The sequence below is a fragment of the Pseudomonas frederiksbergensis genome (assembly GCF_003732705.1).
Lineage (GTDB): Bacteria > Pseudomonadota > Gammaproteobacteria > Pseudomonadales > Pseudomonadaceae > Aquipseudomonas > Aquipseudomonas frederiksbergensis_F.
In genome coordinates this window covers 1-17,068 of record NZ_MOBR01000017.1, presented here as the reverse complement: position 1 = coordinate 17,068, position 17,068 = coordinate 1, and the positions used below count along the sequence as shown (strand labels likewise).

Here is a 17,068-nt window from a genome sequence, read left to right as displayed (position 1 = left end):
TGGATAAAAACGGAGTTAAGGCAAAAGCCGAGCCGGCAACAGGCGCATCAGCTGCGTATCGAACCAGGCCACGAAGGCCGGCGACGGCGCAGCATCGACCGCCAGGTACCACCAGTCGGCAGCGGCAAAGGCACGGCACTTCACCGCATCCTTTTCGGTCATCACCAACGGCAATGACGGTGTGAAATTCAACGCCTGCACGCTGTATTCGGCGTGGTCGGCAAACCCGTGGGGGATTGGCTGCCAGTGTAGCGTTTCGAGGGTTTTGAAGAAACGCTGGGGATTGCCGATCCCGGCCACGGCGTGCAGCGCCTGACCCGGCGGAAAATGGTCGAGTGGGCGACGTTCACCGCTTTTCAGATTGATCAGCGCGGTAGGTTGCAGCTGAAAGGCAAAACCGTCGTCGCGGTCATGGACGGCACCGTTGAACAGCACGGCATCGACACTTTGCAGACGCTCTATCGGCTCGCGCAACGGCCCGGCGGGCAGGCAACGTTTGTTGCCCAGGCCACGGGCGGCGTCGATCAGCACCAGCTCAAGGTCCCGGGCCAAACGGTAATGTTGCATGCCGTCGTCGGACAGGATCAGGTCCAGCGGTTCACTGGCCAGCAAGGCTTTGACCGCACTGCTGCGATCCGGGTCGATCATCAACGGCACGCCGGTGCGCTGGACGATCAGCAACGGCTCGTCGCCTGCGATATCGGCGCCTTGATCGGCCTCGACCCGCCACGGAAACTGCGGCGGCTTGGCGCCGTAACCCCGGCTGACCACGCCGACCCGCAAACCACTGCGCTGGCAATGCTCGATCATCCACAGGATCATCGGCGTCTTGCCGGTGCCGCCCACGGTGATATTGCCGACGACGATCAGCGGCACCGGCGGCTGATAGATCTCGCCCTCACCTGCCAGGAAGCGTTGGCGCTTGCCCGTAACCACCCGCCGATAAAGCCATTCCAGCGGCTGCAACAGTTTCAGGGCCGGATGACCGGCGTACCACGCGGCGAGCAAACGATCAGACATGGCCATCAGGGAGCGGGCGGCGCCGCCTCGACCGTGGTCATGCGCAAGTGGCTGAAACCGAGCTTGCCGGCGGCGTCCATGGCGGTGATGACGGATTGATGTTGGGTCTTGCCGTCGGCGGTGATGGACAGTGGCAGATTGGTGTCGCCATTGGATTCTTTCTGCAACGCGTCCATCAGGCTGGTCAGATCATTCTTCGGCAGCAACTGGTTGTTGACCGAAAACACACCCTCGGCGCTGATGGCGATGTCCAGTTGCTTGACCTGCTGGTCTTCAGCCGGCGAACCGCTGACCGCTTCCGGTAGCTCGACGCGTAATTGGGTCTCACGGGTAAAGGTCGTGGTCACCACGAAAAACAGCAGCAGGACAAACACCACGTCGATCAGCGACACGAGGTTGATGTCTATGTTCTCCCGTTGCTTGCGGCGGAATTTCACGCTTTTTTGCCCTCGGACAGATCCACATCGCGGTCGCCCTGCACCACTTCAACCAGCTTGATGGCTTCCTGCTCCATCCCCACCACCAGCTCATCGATGCGCCGTTGCAGGAACCGGTGGAAGAATACCGACGGAATACCGACGATCAGGCCCGAAGCCGTGGTGATCAAGGCTTTGGAAATACCACCGGCCAGCACTGCGGCATTGGTGGTCATGCCGGTGCCCATGAACGAACTGAAGATATCGATCATGCCCAGCACCGTACCCAGCAACCCGAGCAACGGGGCCATGGCGGCGATGGTGCCCAGGGCGTTGATGTAACGCTCCAGCTCATGGATGACCCGGGCGGCGGCCTCTTCGATGCACTCTTTCATGATCTCGCGACCATGCTTGGAGTTGGCCAGGCCCGCAGCGAGGATTTCCCCCAGCGGCGAGTTGGCGCGCAGTTCCTTGAGCTTTTCTTTATTCAGTTGTTTGTCTTTGATCCAGACCCAGACCTGCCCGAGCAAATGCTCCGGGGTCACACGGCTGGCACGCAGGGTCCACAGACGTTCGGCAACGATCGCCATGGCCGCGATGGAACTCAGAATGATCGGCAGCATCATCCAGCCGCCGGATTTGACCAATTCCCACACAGTGACAGTCCCCTCGAAAAAGTGCGCCACTCTAACATAGGGGGTCGGCGCACCGAAGACCGGGATGTCGCATCCCGTCCGGCTGATCATTTGTTCACCGCCGGCGCATCGCGCCAGAAGCGCCGTTGTTGACGCATCGTCCGGGGCGGTTCAAAGCTACCCAGCAGTAGACGGACGGCACCGTGCTCGGCGCTGTCATAGATGTGCAGGCCCCGTTTGCGGTAACGCGCCATAACCGTGGGGTGGGGATGACCGAAGGAATTGCCGTGTCCGCGGGAGATCAGCACGGCTTTGGGTTCCAGCCCGGAAAGCAGCGCCATCGACGAAGAACTGCGGCTGCCGTGATGAGGCGCCGTCAACCAATCGGTGGGCACCGCCAAGGGGCTGTCCAGCAGCGCGCGTTCGGCGTGGATGTCGATATCGCCGGTCAGTAGCAGGCGTTCACCATTGGCTTCGATTTGCAGGACACAGGATTTTTGATTGCTTTCGCTGGCCGATGACCACTGCCAGAGCTGGAAGGTCACGCCCTCCCAGGTCCATTGCCGGCCACTTTCACAGACTTCGGCGTTTAACTCCACGGGCAGGGCCAGTGGATCGCCACTGATGACTTGCTTTACAGGCAGCCCTTCCTTGATTGCGCGAGCCCCGCCAGCATGGTCGGCGTCTGCATGACTGAGCAGCATCAGGTCAAGTCCGTTTACGCCGAGTTTGCGCAATGCCGGCAGCACCACCCGTTCACCGAGGTCGAAATCGCCAAAACGCGGACCGGCGTCGTACAGCAGCGTGTGCTGGCGAGTGCGCACCAGGATCGCCAATCCCTGACCGACATCCAGCTGCCAGATCTCGGCCCGGCCTTCCGGCACCTCATCCCGTGGCGGAAACACCAACAGCAACAACATCGGCCAACCGAACGGGCGCAGCGGCACACCTCGGGGCATTAATAGAAGAAAGGCCCCCAATGCACCGATGATCCCGATCCATATCGGCACTGCCACCGGCACCCACGCGGGTAATTGGCCGGCCATCAATGCCAGTCCCTTGAACAGCAGGTCGATCAGACCGCCCGCCAGCCACAGCAACCCTTCCCCCACGTAAGGCACCGGCAACAGCAAAGTCCCGAGCAAGGCTGGCGGCAATACCACCAGGCTGATCCACGGCACCGCCAGCAGATTGACCAGCGGCCCACTGACACTGATGGGCAATCCCAGCATCAGCAACAGTGGGCATAGTCCAATTGCGATCAGCCATTGAGCGCGGGTCCAGGTTTGCCACCAGCGCCAGGGCCCCAACCGGCCGCCGAAGGTGAAGATCAACACTGCCACCGCGGCAAAGGACAACCAGAAACCCGGCTGCAAACTCGCCAGCGGATCCAGCAGCAGGACGCCATCGAGCGCCAGCAACAGCGGCCACCAGGCACCCAGATGACGAAAGCGCAGCCGCCATAACAACACCAGACCGATCATCACGCAGGCCCGGCGCACCGGCACTTCGAAACCGGCCAGCAGCCCATAACCGAGCGCCGCCGCGAACGCCAGGCCGCACGCCCACGGCAGCCAGGGCCAACGAACCGGCCACAAGCCATAGCGGGCGAGCCCGGCGATCAGCAAATACACCGACCCCGCCAGCAAACCGATGTGCTGCCCGGAAATCACCAACAGATGCACGGTGCCGGTGTCTTGCAATACCTGCCAGTCTTCGCGGCTCAACCCGGCGCCATCACCCAGCACCAACGCCGCCAGAGCCCCCGCTCGTCCTTGGGCATCGACACTGAGCAAACGCTGGCGGATGCCGTCGCGCCAGGCCCAGCGGGCGGGTGACAGGCGCTGGCCATCCTTGACCGTGCCCGTCGCGCCGACGCCTTGGGCCAGCAGCCAGGCGTCGTAATCGAAGGCATGGGGATTGAGCAGCCCGGTCGGACGCTTCAACTTCACCGCCAGCCGCCAGCGTTCGCCACTGCTTACCGGCGGCCCGTCGTACCAGGCCAGGCGCATCAGCGGCGGTACCGAACCATGTCGCGAACGTGCGTCCGCCAGTTCGAAACGCACCACCGCTTCATTATTTTGCGGCAATCCGGTTATCCGACCTTCGACCCAGCGGGTTTCGCCGTCCAGGCTGGCAGGCAGCCGATCATCCAGCGCCGACTGCGCCTGCCCGCACGCCCAACTGAATCCGAACAGGAAAAAGGCCAACGGGTACGTGCGAAACGGCAACGCCATTAACCCCACGACCGGCAGCAAAAACCCTAACCAGACCGGCGGTAAAACCGGTAAAAAACGCAGCGCCAACAACCCGAGCGCCAGCGCCACCATCCCTGTGCGCATAAGCCCGTCCTTGAGAGTCCCCTAACTAGGCATAGTCGGCTGGCGCACGGGCGCGGTTATTAATTGTCACAAAGTCTGAATGGGCCACACATAGAATCCAGACATACTTGCCGCCTGAACCGACCGAGAAGCCTTATGCCCCGGCGCTTATTCAAACGCTACATGCCAGACCCGACCAGCATCAGGGAACACAAATCCTTACGCTTTCTCGGCAAACTGCTGCATGACCCGAACCTTTGGCACCTCAACCGCCATTCGGTGGCCCGGGCGATGGCCGTCGGTCTGTTCGCGGCGTTTCTGCCGATTCCGCTGCAAATGCTGGTGGCTGCCGTCCTCGCAATCATGGTTCGCGGCAACATGCCGATCGCGGTGAGCCTGGTCTGGCTGACCAACCCGATCACCATGCCCGCCGTGTTCTTCTGTACGTATCAGACTGGCGCCTGGCTGATGGACGTGCCTGCCCGGCACCTGCCCGATGAGTTGACCTGGGAATGGATCAGCGGGCAACTCTCGACGTTGTGGCAGCCGTTTTTGCTTGGGTCGGTGGTGGTTGGGTTGGTGCTGGGTGCTCTCGGCTATTGCGTGACCATGATGTATTGGCGATGGTGGGTTGGGCGGCAGTGGGCGCGACGCAAGAAAACCCGGATGTAGGAATGCAAAACGGCCTCCATTTTTGGAGGCCGTTCTTTTTTGTGGTGTCTGGACGGGCGCCTTCGCGGGCAAGCCTCGCGCCTACAGGTTTTGTGTCGTTTGCCCAAACGCGAAGGCAGCGACCCTGTAGGCGCGAGGCTTGCCCGCGAAGGCCGCGACGCGGTCTCGGATCAGGTCCGCATCCCGCGCCCACTCACCAGCAACCGCGCGCAACCGATGTACAAGGCTACGGTCGCCACCAGCATGAACGTGATTGCCACGCTGATCTTGATATCCGAAACGCCAAGGATGCCGTAACGGAACGCGTTGACCATGTGCAGCACCGGGTTGGCCAGGGACACGGTCTGCCAGAACGGCGGCAACAACGAGATCGAGTAGAACACCCCGCCGAGGTACGTCAGCGGTGTCAGGACGAAGGTCGGGATGATCGAGATGTCATCGAAGTTACGTGCAAACACTGCGTTGATGAAGCCCAGCAGCGAGAAGATCGTCGCCGTCAGCACCACCACCAAAATGGTCACACCCAGGTGATGCACCTGCAAATCGGTGAAGAACAGCGACAGGATCGTCACGATGACCCCGACCATCAACCCGCGCAGCACGCCACCCAAGGTGTAGCCGATCAGGATCGTGTGCGGCGATACCGGCGAGACCATCAATTCCTCGATCGAACGCTGGAACTTGCTGCCGAAGAAACTCGACACCACGTTGCCATAGGAGTTGGTGATCACCGACATCATGATCAGCCCCGGCACGATGTACTCCATGTAGGTGAAGCCGCCCATGCCGCCAATCTGCTTGCCGATCAGGTTGCCGAAGATCACAAAGTACAAAACCATGGTGATGGCCGGCGGCAGCAGGGTCTGTGGCCAGATCCGGGTAAAGCGCTTTACCTCGCGGTAAACGATAGTGTTGAGGGCAACGAGGTTGGGTTGCAGCTCGGAACTCATACCGCCACCTTCGACAGATTTTTCTCCACCAGGGACACGAACAACTCCTCGAGGCGATTGGTTTTGTTACGCAGGCTCAGCACTTCGATGTTCTGTTGCGCCAATTGGGTGAACAGCGCGGTGATACCCATGGCCTTGTCCACCTGGACCTCCAGGGTATGGCCGTCGAGCAGCTTGGTCGGATAACCGAGCAACTGCGGCACCACGTTGAGCGTGTTCTTGGTGTCGAGCAGGAAGGTTTCCACATGCAACTGGCTGAGCAGCTGCTTCATGCTCGTGTTCTCGACGATGGTGCCGTGGTCGATGATCCCGATGTTGCGGCACAACTGTTCAGCCTCTTCCAGGTAATGGGTGGTGAGGATGATGGTGATGCCTTTCTGGTTCAGCTCGGTGAGGAAGGTCCACATCGAGCGACGCAGCTCGATGTCCACACCTGCCGTCGGTTCGTCGAGGATCAGCAGGCGCGGCTCGTGAACCAGGGCGCGGGCGATCATCAGGCGCCGTTTCATGCCGCCGGACAGGGAGCGTGATGGCACGTCGCGTTTGTCCCACAAGCCCAGCTGCGTCAGGTACTGCTCGGCGCGCTCCTTGGCGATTTTCGGCGGGATGCCGTAATAGCCGGCCTGGGTCACGACAATGTCGAAGGTCTTTTCAAACTGGTTGAAGTTGAACTCCTGCGGCACCACGCCGATGGAGCGCTTGAGCTGCGCAGGGTTCTTGTCGAGGTCATGACCGAAGATATTCACCGTGCCCGTGGTCTTGTTCACCAGGGTCGAGAGAATGCCGATGGTCGTGGATTTGCCGGCGCCGTTAGGGCCGAGCAAGGCGAAAAAGTCACCTTCGGCGACATCCAGATCGATACCACTCAGGGCCTGGAAACCGTTGCCGTAGGTTTTGGTTAGCTGCCGGATGGACAGAGCGGAACTCATATCGGGATACGCACCAAGAAGGGAAGAAAGGAATAAATAAGGGCGGGCGGCGATCAATACAACCACGGCGCACGAGCGCAATGGTGCTTGTCGCCGCCACACAAGTACAGTCAAGTGTGTCGATAGTGAGTATTAAGTCAACGCGGTCATGACGGCTTTTTGATACGCCGGACGTTGCTTCAGTCGCGCATACCAGGCTTCCAGATGCGGTTGCGGCGCGCGCTCGATCGGCATCTCGAACCAGGCATAAACGAAGCTGCCCAGGGGAATATCGCCCATGCCGATTTCATCGCCGGACAGGTAGGGTTTCACCGCCAACGCCTGATCGGCCATCGACAGCAGGCCGTCGCACTCTTTGATCGCGGCATTGATGGCGGTCCAGTCCTGCTGCTCTTTCGGGGTGCGCAACACGCCCCAGAACACGGTGCGGAACGGGCCAGCAAAGCTTGAAGTGGTCCAGTCCATCCATTTATCGGCAGATGCCCGGGCCTGAAGGTCTTGCGGATACCAGGCCGTGCCGTTGGCGTGGCGAGCCAGCAGGTAACGCACGATGGCGTTGGATTCCCACAGCACAAAACCGTCGTCCTGAATCACCGGCACGCGGCCATTGGGATTCATCGCGCGGTATTCAGGCGTGTCCACCACCCCGAACGCGCCGCCGGCATCGATGGCTTCATAGGCCAGGCCAAGTTCCTCGGCGGCCCACAGTGGTTTCCTGACATTCGACGAGTTTTTCCGACCCCAGATCTTCAGCATGACTGCCTCTTTTTGGATGAATGCGCAGGCAGCATACGCCGGATCAGGCGCGACTCAAATCACTCTGCATGTCACCCAGCAGCACCGGCTGTTGATCGCCGAACAGATGCGGATAGCACTTCTCCAGGTGTTCGAAAAAGAACGCTTGCGGTACGTCGGGAAACTGGCCGTGGTCCACCAGGTATTCCATCAACGGTGCGCCGTCACGGTTGAAGGGGTGGAAGATACTGTCGTGGATGCCGTCGAATTCCAGCGGCGCAACATTGAACAACTCGCACAAGCCTTGATTGAACGCGGGCGTGGCCTTGACCCAGCGCTCGTTCAGGTACAACTCGGTGTAGCCGTGCATGGCGAACATGTCGCTCTTGAGCAGTTCGAGCAAGCGCGGGGTCGACAGGTGATTGCGCACGTCCGCCAGGCCAATGCGCGCCGGGATCCCGCAATGCCGGGCGCACCCGGCCAGCAACGTGGCCTTGGGCACGCAATAACTTTCCCCCGCCGCCAGTGCGTAACTGCCGCGCAAGGTGTCTGGGTCGCGGCTGAAGGTGTAGGGGTTGTAGCGCACGGCCTCACGCACGGCGTAATAGAGATTGATCGCTTGTTCGAGGGGATCGCAACTGACACCGCGATGTTTTTCGGCGAACTCCACCACGGCGGGGTGGTCACTATCGATGAAGCGGCCGGGATTCAGATACTCGTGCATGAGGGCGATCTCCTGGGGGAGCCTCGAGTCTAACCACACCTTAAGCACAGAGATAACGACGATTCGGCCAAACATGGGCGCTTTGCCGCTCACCTGGCGAACGATTTCCGAGGCCTGATGCCAACAGGTCTTACAAAACCCATCCATTGTTTCCCACGATTTCTATCCATTGCTCTGACCACCCGATTTTGCGGATGCCGTCTAAGCTCTGAAAGTTGGTTTTGCCCTGGTTTCACGGAGGATTAAATATGCTGTTGTTGTGGATACTGGTTCTGATCGTTGGAATAGCCTATTTGGCCCACCGCCGCATCGCCCCGCTGCCTGCCCTGAGCATCGTTGCGGTTTATGTGGTGGCGATGGGCGCCTTCAGCCATGCACCGGGCTGGCTGCTGCTGATTCTCTGGCTGCTGATCGCAGCAGTTGCGGCGCCACTCTTGCTGCCTGACCTGCGCCGCAAATTCTTCAGTGCGCCGCTGTTCAGCTGGTTCCAAAAAACCCTGCCGCCAATGTCGCAAACCGAACGCGACGCCATCGATGCCGGCACGGTCTGGTGGGACGGCGAGCTGTTCAGTGGCCGTCCGGATTGGGACAAACTGCTGTCCTATCCAAAAGCGCAATTGAGCGAAGAGGAGCAGGCCTTTATCGACGGCCCGACCGAAGAACTCTGCGCGATGGTCAGTGACTGGCAGATCGGCCAGGACATGGACCTGCCGCCCGAAGCCTGGGCCCATATCAAGGAAAACGGCTTCTTCGCCCTGATCATCCCCAAGGAATTCGGCGGCAAAGGCTTCTCCGCCTACGCGCATTCCCAGGTCGCGATGAAACTGGCAACCCGCAGCGGCGACCTCGCATCCACCGTCATGGTGCCCAACTCCCTCGGCCCGGCAGAATTGCTGCTGCATTACGGCACCGACGAACAACGCAACCATTACCTGCCACGGCTGGCTCGTGGCGATGACATTCCGTGCTTCGCCTTGACCGGGCCACTGGCCGGCTCCGACGCCGGCGCGATGCCCGACACCGGGGTGATCTGCAAAGGTGAATGGGAAGGCCAGGAAACCCTCGGCCTGCGCCTGAACTGGGAAAAGCGCTACATCACCCTGGGCCCGGTGGCCACCCTGCTCGGCCTCGCGTTCAAGGCCTATGACCCGGATCACCTGCTGGGCGACAAGGAGGACCTGGGCATCAGCCTGGCGCTGATCCCGACCGACACCGCCGGCGTTGAAATCGGCCGCCGTCACTTACCCCTCGGCGCAGCGTTCATGAACGGCCCGAACTCCGGCAAGGATGTATTCATTCCGCTGGACTTCCTTATTGGCGGTCAGGAAATGCTCGGCAAAGGCTGGATGATGCTGATGAATTGCCTCTCCGTGGGCCGTTCGATTTCCCTGCCGGCGGTGGGTACCGGCGCGGCGAAGTTCACCAGCCTGGTGACCGGCCAGTACGCTCAGGTGCGTGAGCAGTTCAACGTACCGCTGTCGGCATTCGAAGGGATTCAGGAAGCCATGGCCCGCATCGGCGGCAATGCCTGGATGATGGACGCCGCGCGGATGTTGACCGCCAACGCGGTGGACTTGGGCGAGAAACCGTCAGTGCTGTCGGCGATTCTCAAGTATCACCTGACCGAACGCGGCCGCGAGTGCATCAGCCACGCCATGGATGTTCATGGCGGCAAGGCGATCATCATGGGGCCGAATAACTACCTGGGCCGCAGCTGGAATGGCGCGCCGATTTTCATCACCGTGGAAGGCGCAAACATTCTTTCGCGTAACCTGATGATCTTCGGCCAGGGCGCGATTCGCTGCCATCCATTCGTGCTCAAGGAAATGGCGCTTGCCGGGCGTGAAGACAAGGATCAGGCCCTGACCGAGTTCGATGGTTTGCTGCTCAAGCACATCGGTTTTGCGGTGAGCAACGCCGCCAGCACCCTGGTGCTGAACCTCGGTTTCGGGCACTTCGAACAGGCTCCGGGCAACAAACTCAGCCAAGGTTATTTCCGTGCGCTCAATCGTCAGGCTGCCGCATTCGCGATGCTCGCCGACTTGAGCATGATGTTGCTGGGCGGTGAATTGAAACGTCGCGAACGCCTGTCGGCCCGCCTGGGGGATGTACTCAGCAACATGTACCTGGCCTCCGCCGCGCTCAAGCGTTACCACGACCTCGATTCGCCGGACCACATGGCTCCGCTGTTTATCTGGGCCATGGAAGAAAGCCTGGGCCAGTCCGAACGCGCGCTGGATGAGCTGCTGACCAACTTCCCGAATAAAGTGCTGGGTTGCCTGTTGCGGGTCATCGTGTTCCCGTTCGGTCGTCGCCACAAAGGACCGTCGGACAAACTCGGCGCCGAAGTGGCAGCGGTGATTGGCCGGGCCAAGGGTGATCCAACCCTCGAAGAGTTGCTCGGCGGTTGCTACCGTCCGCAATCGGCCGATGATGCTGTGGGCGCTCTGCAACATGCCTGCAACCTGCTGAACGCGGCGCAACCGTTGCAGAAAAAGCTGCATGTGGTGCTCAAAAGCGGCCAGGTCAAACCGGCGGCCGGGGAACACGCCATCGATGCGGCGCTGGAAGCCGGGGTCCTGCAACCGGGTGAGGCGCAGACCCTGCGTGACGCCGAAGTGGCGCGGCGCAAGGTGATCGATGTCGATGATTTCGACAAGGATGAGCTGGCGCTGGCCGATGGAAAGGTCCGCTGATCCAGCCATCGATGTAAAAAAGGGCGCGGGGGCTTTATACTCCCGCGCCCGTTTTGCTCTTGAGGACTTATCTCGTGTCCAACGTCGTTGCCGATCATCTCGTCTTGCTTGACCACTTGCGCAGCATTCTGGTCGCCGTGGGTGAGGCCGAACAGGTTCCCGAAGAAAGCCATGCCTTGTTCCTGGAGCGCTTCGACGAATTGCGTGCCTTGCTGCCGGTCGATCCGATCGAAAGCCAATACCTTGGCCAGGACATTCTGTGCCAGGTGATCACCCGCTATCCGCAAATTGCCCACTTGGTGCCGCGCGACCTGCTGTGGTACTTCGCCGGGGACTGCCTGCACTACATGCCCGATGATGAAATCGACTTGTATCAGGCGCTGGAAGAGCGTCGTTTCGAAGCCGAACAGAACGACGAACCGTTCGACTGGAACCAGGAAAAGCAGCTGTTGGCGATGTCGCAGGACGACAGCAAGCACTGATCCCGGATCAGGAATGCAAAAGGCCCGCATGGTCATTCATGCGGGCCTTTTTTTGTGGCGCGGTTGAGGACGCCTTCGCGGGCAAGACTCGCTCCTACAGGGTTCGGTCATGCGGAAATGGTGCGATCAACACAACCTGTAGGAGCGAGGCTTGCCCGCGAAGAGTCCCGTCAAAGCAACCCATCACTCTCCGGCAACTCATACTCCGCCGCGACCTTGCCCAAGGCACTCGGCTTCCCCGGTTTGCTCAATGTCGGCTCCTTCTCCAGACACTCCACCAGATAATCGATAAACACCCGCAGCTTGGGCGGCAAATAACGCGTTGGCGAATGCAGCAACCACGCACCGCCGTGGTACGAAGCCAGAAAGGTCCAGTCCGGCAACACCTGCACAATCAGCCCCTGCTCCAGCGCATAGCGGGCGGTGAAATACGGCAGGCTGCCAATGCCGATGTGCTGCAACACCGCGCCCAACCGCACGCCGGTGTGATTGGCCGCATAACGTCCGCGTACGCCGACGGTCACGGCTTTGGTGCCTTTCTTGAATTTCCAGCGGGCATCGCTCGGGGTTTCCCCCAGGTAGATGCAGCTGTGGTTGAGCAAATCGTGGGGATGGGTCGGCGTGCCGTGTTCGGCCAGGTATTGCGGTGTCGCGCAGAGTAAGTGGTCGATGGTCAGCAACTGCCGCCCGACCAGTCCTGCGGGCGGGCGGTCGGTAATACGAATCGCCAGATCGACGTTGTCATCGATCAAATCCACCTGCCGATCTTCCAGCAACAACTCCACATCCACTTTGGGATAACGCCGCAGAAATTCCGGCATATGCGGATGAATCACAAATCGCCCCACCGCTTTGGGCACGCTGACCCGCACCAGGCCTTCGGCTTCATGGGTGAACTGACCGCTGATTTCCATCACCGACTTGGCTGCGCTGACCATCTCCTGGCAGCGCTTGAACACCTCTTCGCCGCCGTCGCTCAAGCGCAGTTTGCGTGTGGTGCGCTGCAGCAATCGGGTGGCCAGGGCTTTTTCCAGGCGCGAAATGCTGCGACTGACCGCCGAGGGCGAGGAGCCTAATTGACGTGCCGCTTCGGAGAAGCTGCCGGTTTCGACAACTTTGACGAAAATCGCCATTTCACCCAACAGCGGCAACGGTAGATTTATGCTCACAGCGCAACAGTCCTTTGATGTTTGAACGGATTATCACGCAATTCCACGCTTCATATAATAAAAAATAGAAACTTTAATAAGGGCATGGAATATGACGCTTCGCCTCTTTTTCCATAGTGATGACCTCAAGGCCGATGTGGAAGTCCTGGATTGCACGCCCCACGAGAATGAATTCGCGGTCGTTTTGCGCGCCACACTGTTTCATCCCCAGGGCGGTGGCCAGCCCTACGATACCGGCTGGATCGGTGAAAGCCGGGTGCTACGGGTGATTCAGGATCCGGACCGGATCGTCCATTACGTCGACCAACCGGTGAAACTCGGCATGACCCAGATCCGGATCGATGAACCACGCCGCCGACTCAATGCCCGCCTGCATTCGGCCGGCCACTTGATCGGTCATTTCGTCCAGGCGCGGGGCTGGATGCCGATCAAGGCCCATCACTGGCCAAGCGAAAGCCGTGTGCAGTTCAAACCGTCGGATTCGGCCGAAGAGGTTGATATCCAGACTGTGCAAAACGGCATCGAGCAATGGATCGCCCAGGACCTGCCACGCCTGACTTCGCTACGCGAAGGTGCCCGGGAAATCGGTTTCGGTGAACTGCCCGCCTACGGTTGCGGCGGCACCCATGTACGTAGCCTGAAGGATTTGGGCACGGTCACGATCGACTCCCTTTCACAGAAAAAGGGCACGTTGTCCGTCCACTACCACGTGGATTGAGCCTTTTGGCGATGTCGACACCGTCATCGCCTGACGCCGGGGGAGCCTGCATCCGCGAGCTCCGTTGACTACTCGATAGATGGACCTAAACCATGATGCTTGACGTCGAGCGTCTCGATGAGACGTGCATAAAAAAACTGGCCAACGAAGAAGTCCTCGCCATCCGCGTCAAAGGCTTTTTGCCTCAGCCGCTGGCGGTGCAGATCGGCGACAAGATCCTTGCGCCGGGCTTCGAGGGCTACATCAACGCGCCGAGCATCGGTCGCATCGGCATGGCGTTCTACGAAGCGGAAAACCAGCCGCTGCTGATCGAAGACTATTTCGAACGCGCCACCAGCAATATCGAGGAGCTGCGTAATCGCTGTGCGCCCTACTCGTCCCCGGTCGACACCTTGCGCTGCATGCTCGACGAGTCCTGGCCGGCCGGCGCACATCTGGAGAACCTCTACGGCCGCAAGATGTACGTCGGGCTGTCCAGGGTGGTGAAGCCCGGCGTGTGCTTCCTCGCCCATCACGACATCTTCGCCAAGGACGCCCCGGACAGTTTTCAGGCCCGCAGCCTGGAGGCGCAATTCGCCTGCAATGTTTACCTGAACATGCCCACCGAGGGCGGTGCGCTGCAGATGTGGGACCACGACATTTCCCCGGACCAGTTCGACGAAATGCGTGGCGACAGTTACGGCATCGAGCCAGCCCTGCTTGGCCCTCCGACCCTGGAGGTGCGCCCGGATCCGGGGGATTTCATCATGTTCAATTCGCGCTGCATGCACTCGGTGACCCCGGGCGTGGCGGATCCGCGGTTGAGCCTTTCGTTCTTTGTCGGCTATCGCGGCAATGCTTCACCCCTTACTTTTTGGAGTTGAGATGCTTTCGAATTACCTGGGCGAGTTTCTGGCGCTGGCGACCATCCACTTTCTGGCCGTGGTCGCACCCGGACCGGACTTTGCCGTGACCATCCGCCAAAGCGTGCGCTTCGGTCGAGTGGTGGGCATCTGCACCGCGCTGGGCATTGGCGCGGGGATTTCCGTGCATGTGCTTTACACCTTGCTCGGCGTCGGCGCATTGATGCACACCACGCCTTGGTTATTGACGGTGGCCAAGGTCGTGGGCGGTGCTTACATTCTGTACCTCGGCGTCAGCCTGCTGCGTAGCAAGCCCAAGACCGCGCTGGAAGGCGACAAGCCTGCTGACGAGCCAGCGGTCGAACAAACCTTGCTGAAGGCGTTCACCACAGGGTTCCTGACCAACGCGACCAACCCGAAAGCCACACTGTTTTTCCTGGCGATTTTCACCACCATCATCAGCGCCACAACACCCCTGCAGATCCAGGCGCTGTATGGCCTGTGGATGTGCTTCGTGAACGCACTGTGGTTTGTGATCGTCGCGCTGTTCTTTTCCAGTGCACGGGTGCGGTTGTTGTTTATGCGCATGGGCCACTGGTTCGAACGCACCATGGGGGTGATTCTGATCCTGTTTGCCGGACGCCTGATTCTGTCGATGTAAACCAGCGTCCATGCAAAAGGCCCGCTCAGTCAGACTGTCGGGCCTTTTGCGTTTCTGCGTCGCTTTTGCGTTTCTGTGCGACAGTTCCCACTTATGGGACTCCCCTACCGCTTCCTCGTGGTGTTAGTTTGTGAACCTTTCTGATTCATTGATCAGATATTTCCTACTCACTACTTGCGAAGGAATGCCCCCAGCAATGGATTTTTCTCTCAAACACCTGGCCGCGACCACCCTTGTATTGGCGAGCCTTTCGTCGTTCACCACGTTGGCGCACGCCAACATCACCCCGCAACAGAGCGCGACGATCCTCAAGACCTTCAGCGATGCATCGGTCACGGATTTCAGGCAGTTCCTGGGCGGCCTGGCCAAGAGCGACCTGGCCAAAACCGCCAACCTCGGCCCGGCCATCAGTGCCTTTCTCGACAACAAAACCCTGTCTGCCGAACAGCAGAACGAGATCACGCGCCTGCTGGGTATTTATACCCGGGTGAAATATGGCAGCGCGGCCACTGAGACCTTGCGTGAACTGGTGGCGATTCCGACCTTCCAAGTGTCCGGCGTAGCCCAGCACGACAACCCTGAATTCATCAAGATCGCCGACAAGATCAAGGGCCTGGCCCAAGCCTTCAACCTGAATTTTCGCAACATCGATAACCGCGTCTACGAAATATCCCTGGAAGGCAGTGGCGATGAAGTTGTGGGCATCCACGCCCATGCCGACGTGGTACCCGTGACGCCGGAGAACTGGGTCCTGAAGGACGGCACCAAACTCGATCCGTTCAAGGTCACCCTGATCGGCGACCGCATGTATGGCCGGGGCACCGAGGATGACAAGAACGGTATCGTGGTAGCGATGTACGCGATGAAGGTGATCAAGGAAGAGAAGCTGCCGCTGGCCAGGAATTTCAAGTTGCTGGTCGATACCACCGAGGAAACCACCGGCGACGCTATCCCTTATTACTTCGAACACAACCCGACGCCGAACTACAACCTGGCGCTGGACGGCGGCTACCCGGTGGTTATTGCCGAGAAAGGCTACGGCACCGTGATGGGTAACTTCCCGATCCGTAAAGGTGAAGGCAAAGGCGCGGAAATCATCTCAATGACCGGCGGCAAGGCCACCAACCAGATTCCGTCGGCGTCGGTTGCCGTTCTGGTCACCGACAAACCCGCCGAACTGGCCGCCAGCCTGCAGAAGGCCGGGGCTGACTATGCCAAGCGCAATGGCGGTAACTTCGAGGTGAGCGCCAAGGTCGACGGCAAGGACGTCAAGCTGACGGTTACCGGCGTATCCGCTCACTCCTCCGAGCCCGAGTCCGGCGTGAACCCGGTAGCCCGGATGCTACTCTTCATCCACAGTCTGGATGGCAAAGTCGCGTTCAAGCACAACCACATCACCGACGCCGCCCGCTACGCCGCCGATAACTGGGGCCTGGATTACCTGGGTGGCAAATTGGGGGTCGGCTTTTCCGACGCCTTCATGGGCCCGCTGACCACGTCCCTGACCTTTGTCGGGATGGATGACAAAACCTTCAAGCTCGCGGTCAACTTGCGCGTACCGAAGGGCGAATCCCCGGAAGCGCTCAAGGCGAAAATTGCCGACAAGATTGGCGCCTGGAGCAAGAAGACCCATGTTGCGGCGACCTTCGACTACTCGATCGCCGAGCCGATGTACCGCAACCCCGAGGGCGAATGGGTCAAGGCCTTGCTCGCTGTGTCTACGGAAAACCTGGGTATGAAACACGAGTTCGGCTCATCCGCCGGCGCCACTTCGGTCCATGAACTGCCTAATGGCGTGCAATTCGGTCTGGCTCGGCCTGAGATCAAGTACACCGGCCACACCGACAACGAGTTCAAGACCGTCGACCAGTTCCTGCTGGATCTGCAGATTGTGACCGAGATGATGGGCCGTATCGGGCAGTTGCCGAAGCTCTGATTCGCTAAACGGGCCCGCCCTGCCGGCGGGCCCTCCGCAAAAAATATGTGGGAGCGGGCTTGCTCGCGAAAGCGGTGTATCAGTCAACCAATGCGTCAACTGACAGACCGCTTTCGCGAGCAAGCCCGCTCCCACAAAACACACGCAAACAAAAACGCCGCT

16 protein-coding genes are annotated in these 17,068 nt (G+C 60.1%); 7 read left to right on the top strand and 9 right to left on the bottom strand.

The genetic code is table 11. The features are described from left to right. Positions 1–15: 15 nt before the first annotated feature. From lpxK to BK667_RS18430, 4 genes are all read right to left on the bottom strand, one after another. Complete coding sequence (gene lpxK, locus BK667_RS18445; RefSeq protein ID WP_123598490.1) at positions 16–1,026, bottom strand: tetraacyldisaccharide 4'-kinase; 1,011 nt, start codon at positions 1,024–1,026, stop codon at positions 16–18. Continuing rightward, positions 1,026–1,457, bottom strand: a complete 432-nt coding sequence (pocB, locus tag BK667_RS18440) for a flagellar polar localization protein PocB (protein WP_123510027.1) — start codon at positions 1,455–1,457, stop codon at positions 1,026–1,028. Before pocB ends, lpxK begins: the two co-directional genes overlap by 1 nt. Next, positions 1,454–2,092, bottom strand: coding sequence for a flagellar polar localization protein PocA (gene pocA, locus BK667_RS18435; protein WP_185058243.1), 639 nt, complete (start codon positions 2,090–2,092; stop codon positions 1,454–1,456). The genes pocB and pocA overlap by 4 nt, the downstream gene beginning before the upstream one ends. A gap of 86 nt (positions 2,093–2,178) precedes the next feature. Continuing rightward, complete coding sequence (locus tag BK667_RS18430; RefSeq protein ID WP_123598489.1) at positions 2,179–4,413, bottom strand: DNA internalization-related competence protein ComEC/Rec2; 2,235 nt, start codon at positions 4,411–4,413, stop codon at positions 2,179–2,181. 135 nt (positions 4,414–4,548) lie between these two features. Here BK667_RS18430 and BK667_RS18425 point away from each other — a divergent pair, with 135 nt between their 5' ends. Further along, complete coding sequence (locus tag BK667_RS18425; RefSeq protein ID WP_123510025.1) at positions 4,549–5,064, top strand: DUF2062 domain-containing protein; 516 nt, start codon at positions 4,549–4,551, stop codon at positions 5,062–5,064. Between the two features lie 170 nt (positions 5,065–5,234). Here BK667_RS18425 and BK667_RS18420 read toward each other — a convergent pair whose 3' ends face one another. The 4 genes from BK667_RS18420 to BK667_RS18405 form a co-directional block, all read right to left on the bottom strand. Further along, positions 5,235–6,014 carry an ABC transporter permease gene (locus tag BK667_RS18420; RefSeq protein ID WP_054051736.1) on the bottom strand — a complete coding sequence of 260 codons (780 nt, stop codon included), beginning with the start codon at positions 6,012–6,014 and terminating at the stop codon, positions 5,235–5,237. Continuing rightward, the gene (locus BK667_RS18415) at positions 6,011–6,943 is read right to left on the bottom strand and encodes an ABC transporter ATP-binding protein (RefSeq protein ID WP_123407006.1); all 933 of its coding nucleotides are present in this window, start codon (positions 6,941–6,943) and stop codon (positions 6,011–6,013) included. The genes BK667_RS18420 and BK667_RS18415 overlap by 4 nt, the downstream gene beginning before the upstream one ends. Before the next feature lie 132 nt (positions 6,944–7,075). Further along, the gene (locus BK667_RS18410) at positions 7,076–7,699 is read right to left on the bottom strand and encodes a glutathione S-transferase family protein (RefSeq protein ID WP_123598488.1); all 624 of its coding nucleotides are present in this window, start codon (positions 7,697–7,699) and stop codon (positions 7,076–7,078) included. Between the two features lie 43 nt (positions 7,700–7,742). Beyond that, positions 7,743–8,402: a transglutaminase-like domain-containing protein gene (locus tag BK667_RS18405; protein WP_123598487.1), complete on the bottom strand. Its 660-nt coding sequence runs from the start codon at positions 8,400–8,402 to the stop codon at positions 7,743–7,745. A gap of 248 nt (positions 8,403–8,650) precedes the next feature. On the opposite strand from BK667_RS18405, the gene BK667_RS18400 reads away from it, so the two are divergent. Both BK667_RS18400 and BK667_RS18395 read left to right on the top strand, forming a co-directional pair. Then, positions 8,651–11,098 (top strand): acyl-CoA dehydrogenase, encoded by a 2,448-nt coding sequence (locus BK667_RS18400; RefSeq protein WP_123598486.1) that lies wholly within the window; start codon positions 8,651–8,653, stop codon positions 11,096–11,098. A gap of 74 nt (positions 11,099–11,172) precedes the next feature. Beyond that, positions 11,173–11,580: a PA2817 family protein gene (locus tag BK667_RS18395; protein WP_054051726.1), complete on the top strand. Its 408-nt coding sequence runs from the start codon at positions 11,173–11,175 to the stop codon at positions 11,578–11,580. 170 nt (positions 11,581–11,750) lie between these two features. Here BK667_RS18395 and BK667_RS18390 read toward each other — a convergent pair whose 3' ends face one another. Beyond that, a complete protein-coding gene (locus BK667_RS18390) occupies positions 11,751–12,749 on the bottom strand; it encodes a LysR family transcriptional regulator (protein WP_054051724.1) in 999 nt (332 codons plus the stop codon). 91 nt (positions 12,750–12,840) lie between these two features. Between BK667_RS18390 and BK667_RS18385 the strand changes: the two genes are divergently transcribed. The 4 genes from BK667_RS18385 (at position 12,841) to BK667_RS18370 (ending at position 16,906) form a co-directional block, all read left to right on the top strand. Continuing rightward, positions 12,841–13,467 carry an alanyl-tRNA editing protein gene (locus tag BK667_RS18385; protein WP_123598485.1) on the top strand — a complete coding sequence of 209 codons (627 nt, stop codon included), beginning with the start codon at positions 12,841–12,843 and terminating at the stop codon, positions 13,465–13,467. Between the two features lie 92 nt (positions 13,468–13,559). Beyond that, a complete protein-coding gene (locus BK667_RS18380; RefSeq protein WP_123510020.1) occupies positions 13,560–14,330 on the top strand; it encodes a 2OG-Fe(II) oxygenase in 771 nt (256 codons plus the stop codon). A 1-nt stretch (position 14,331) separates the two neighbouring features. Next, positions 14,332–14,970: a LysE family translocator gene (locus tag BK667_RS18375; protein WP_123510019.1), complete on the top strand. Its 639-nt coding sequence runs from the start codon at positions 14,332–14,334 to the stop codon at positions 14,968–14,970. Between the two features lie 196 nt (positions 14,971–15,166). Beyond that, a complete protein-coding gene (locus tag BK667_RS18370; protein ID WP_123598484.1) occupies positions 15,167–16,906 on the top strand; it encodes a dipeptidase in 1,740 nt (579 codons plus the stop codon). The last annotated feature ends 162 nt before the right edge of the window (positions 16,907–17,068 follow it).

Bases quoted from the DNA above. Each gene is read 5' to 3' on its own strand.
- BK667_RS18410 (WP_123598488.1), bottom strand. From the start codon at position 7,699: ATGCTGAAGATCTGGGGTCGGAAAAACTCGTCGAATGTCAGGAAACCA.
- BK667_RS18430 (WP_123598489.1), bottom strand. From the start codon at position 4,413: ATGCGCACAGGGATGGTGGCGCTGGCGCTCGGGTTGTTGGCGCTGCGT.
- lpxK (WP_123598490.1), bottom strand. From the start codon at position 1,026: ATGGCCATGTCTGATCGTTTGCTCGCCGCGTGGTACGCCGGTCATCCG.
- BK667_RS18400 (WP_123598486.1), top strand. From the start codon at position 8,651: ATGCTGTTGTTGTGGATACTGGTTCTGATCGTTGGAATAGCCTATTTG.
- BK667_RS18420 (WP_054051736.1), bottom strand. From the start codon at position 6,014: ATGAGTTCCGAGCTGCAACCCAACCTCGTTGCCCTCAACACTATCGTT.
- BK667_RS18405 (WP_123598487.1), bottom strand. From the start codon at position 8,402: ATGCACGAGTATCTGAATCCCGGCCGCTTCATCGATAGTGACCACCCC.
- BK667_RS18370 (WP_123598484.1), top strand. From the start codon at position 15,167: ATGGATTTTTCTCTCAAACACCTGGCCGCGACCACCCTTGTATTGGCG.
- BK667_RS18375 (WP_123510019.1), top strand. From the start codon at position 14,332: ATGCTTTCGAATTACCTGGGCGAGTTTCTGGCGCTGGCGACCATCCAC.
- BK667_RS18415 (WP_123407006.1), bottom strand. From the start codon at position 6,943: ATGAGTTCCGCTCTGTCCATCCGGCAGCTAACCAAAACCTACGGCAAC.
- BK667_RS18380 (WP_123510020.1), top strand. From the start codon at position 13,560: ATGATGCTTGACGTCGAGCGTCTCGATGAGACGTGCATAAAAAAACTG.
- BK667_RS18385 (WP_123598485.1), top strand. From the start codon at position 12,841: ATGACGCTTCGCCTCTTTTTCCATAGTGATGACCTCAAGGCCGATGTG.
- BK667_RS18425 (WP_123510025.1), top strand. From the start codon at position 4,549: ATGCCCCGGCGCTTATTCAAACGCTACATGCCAGACCCGACCAGCATC.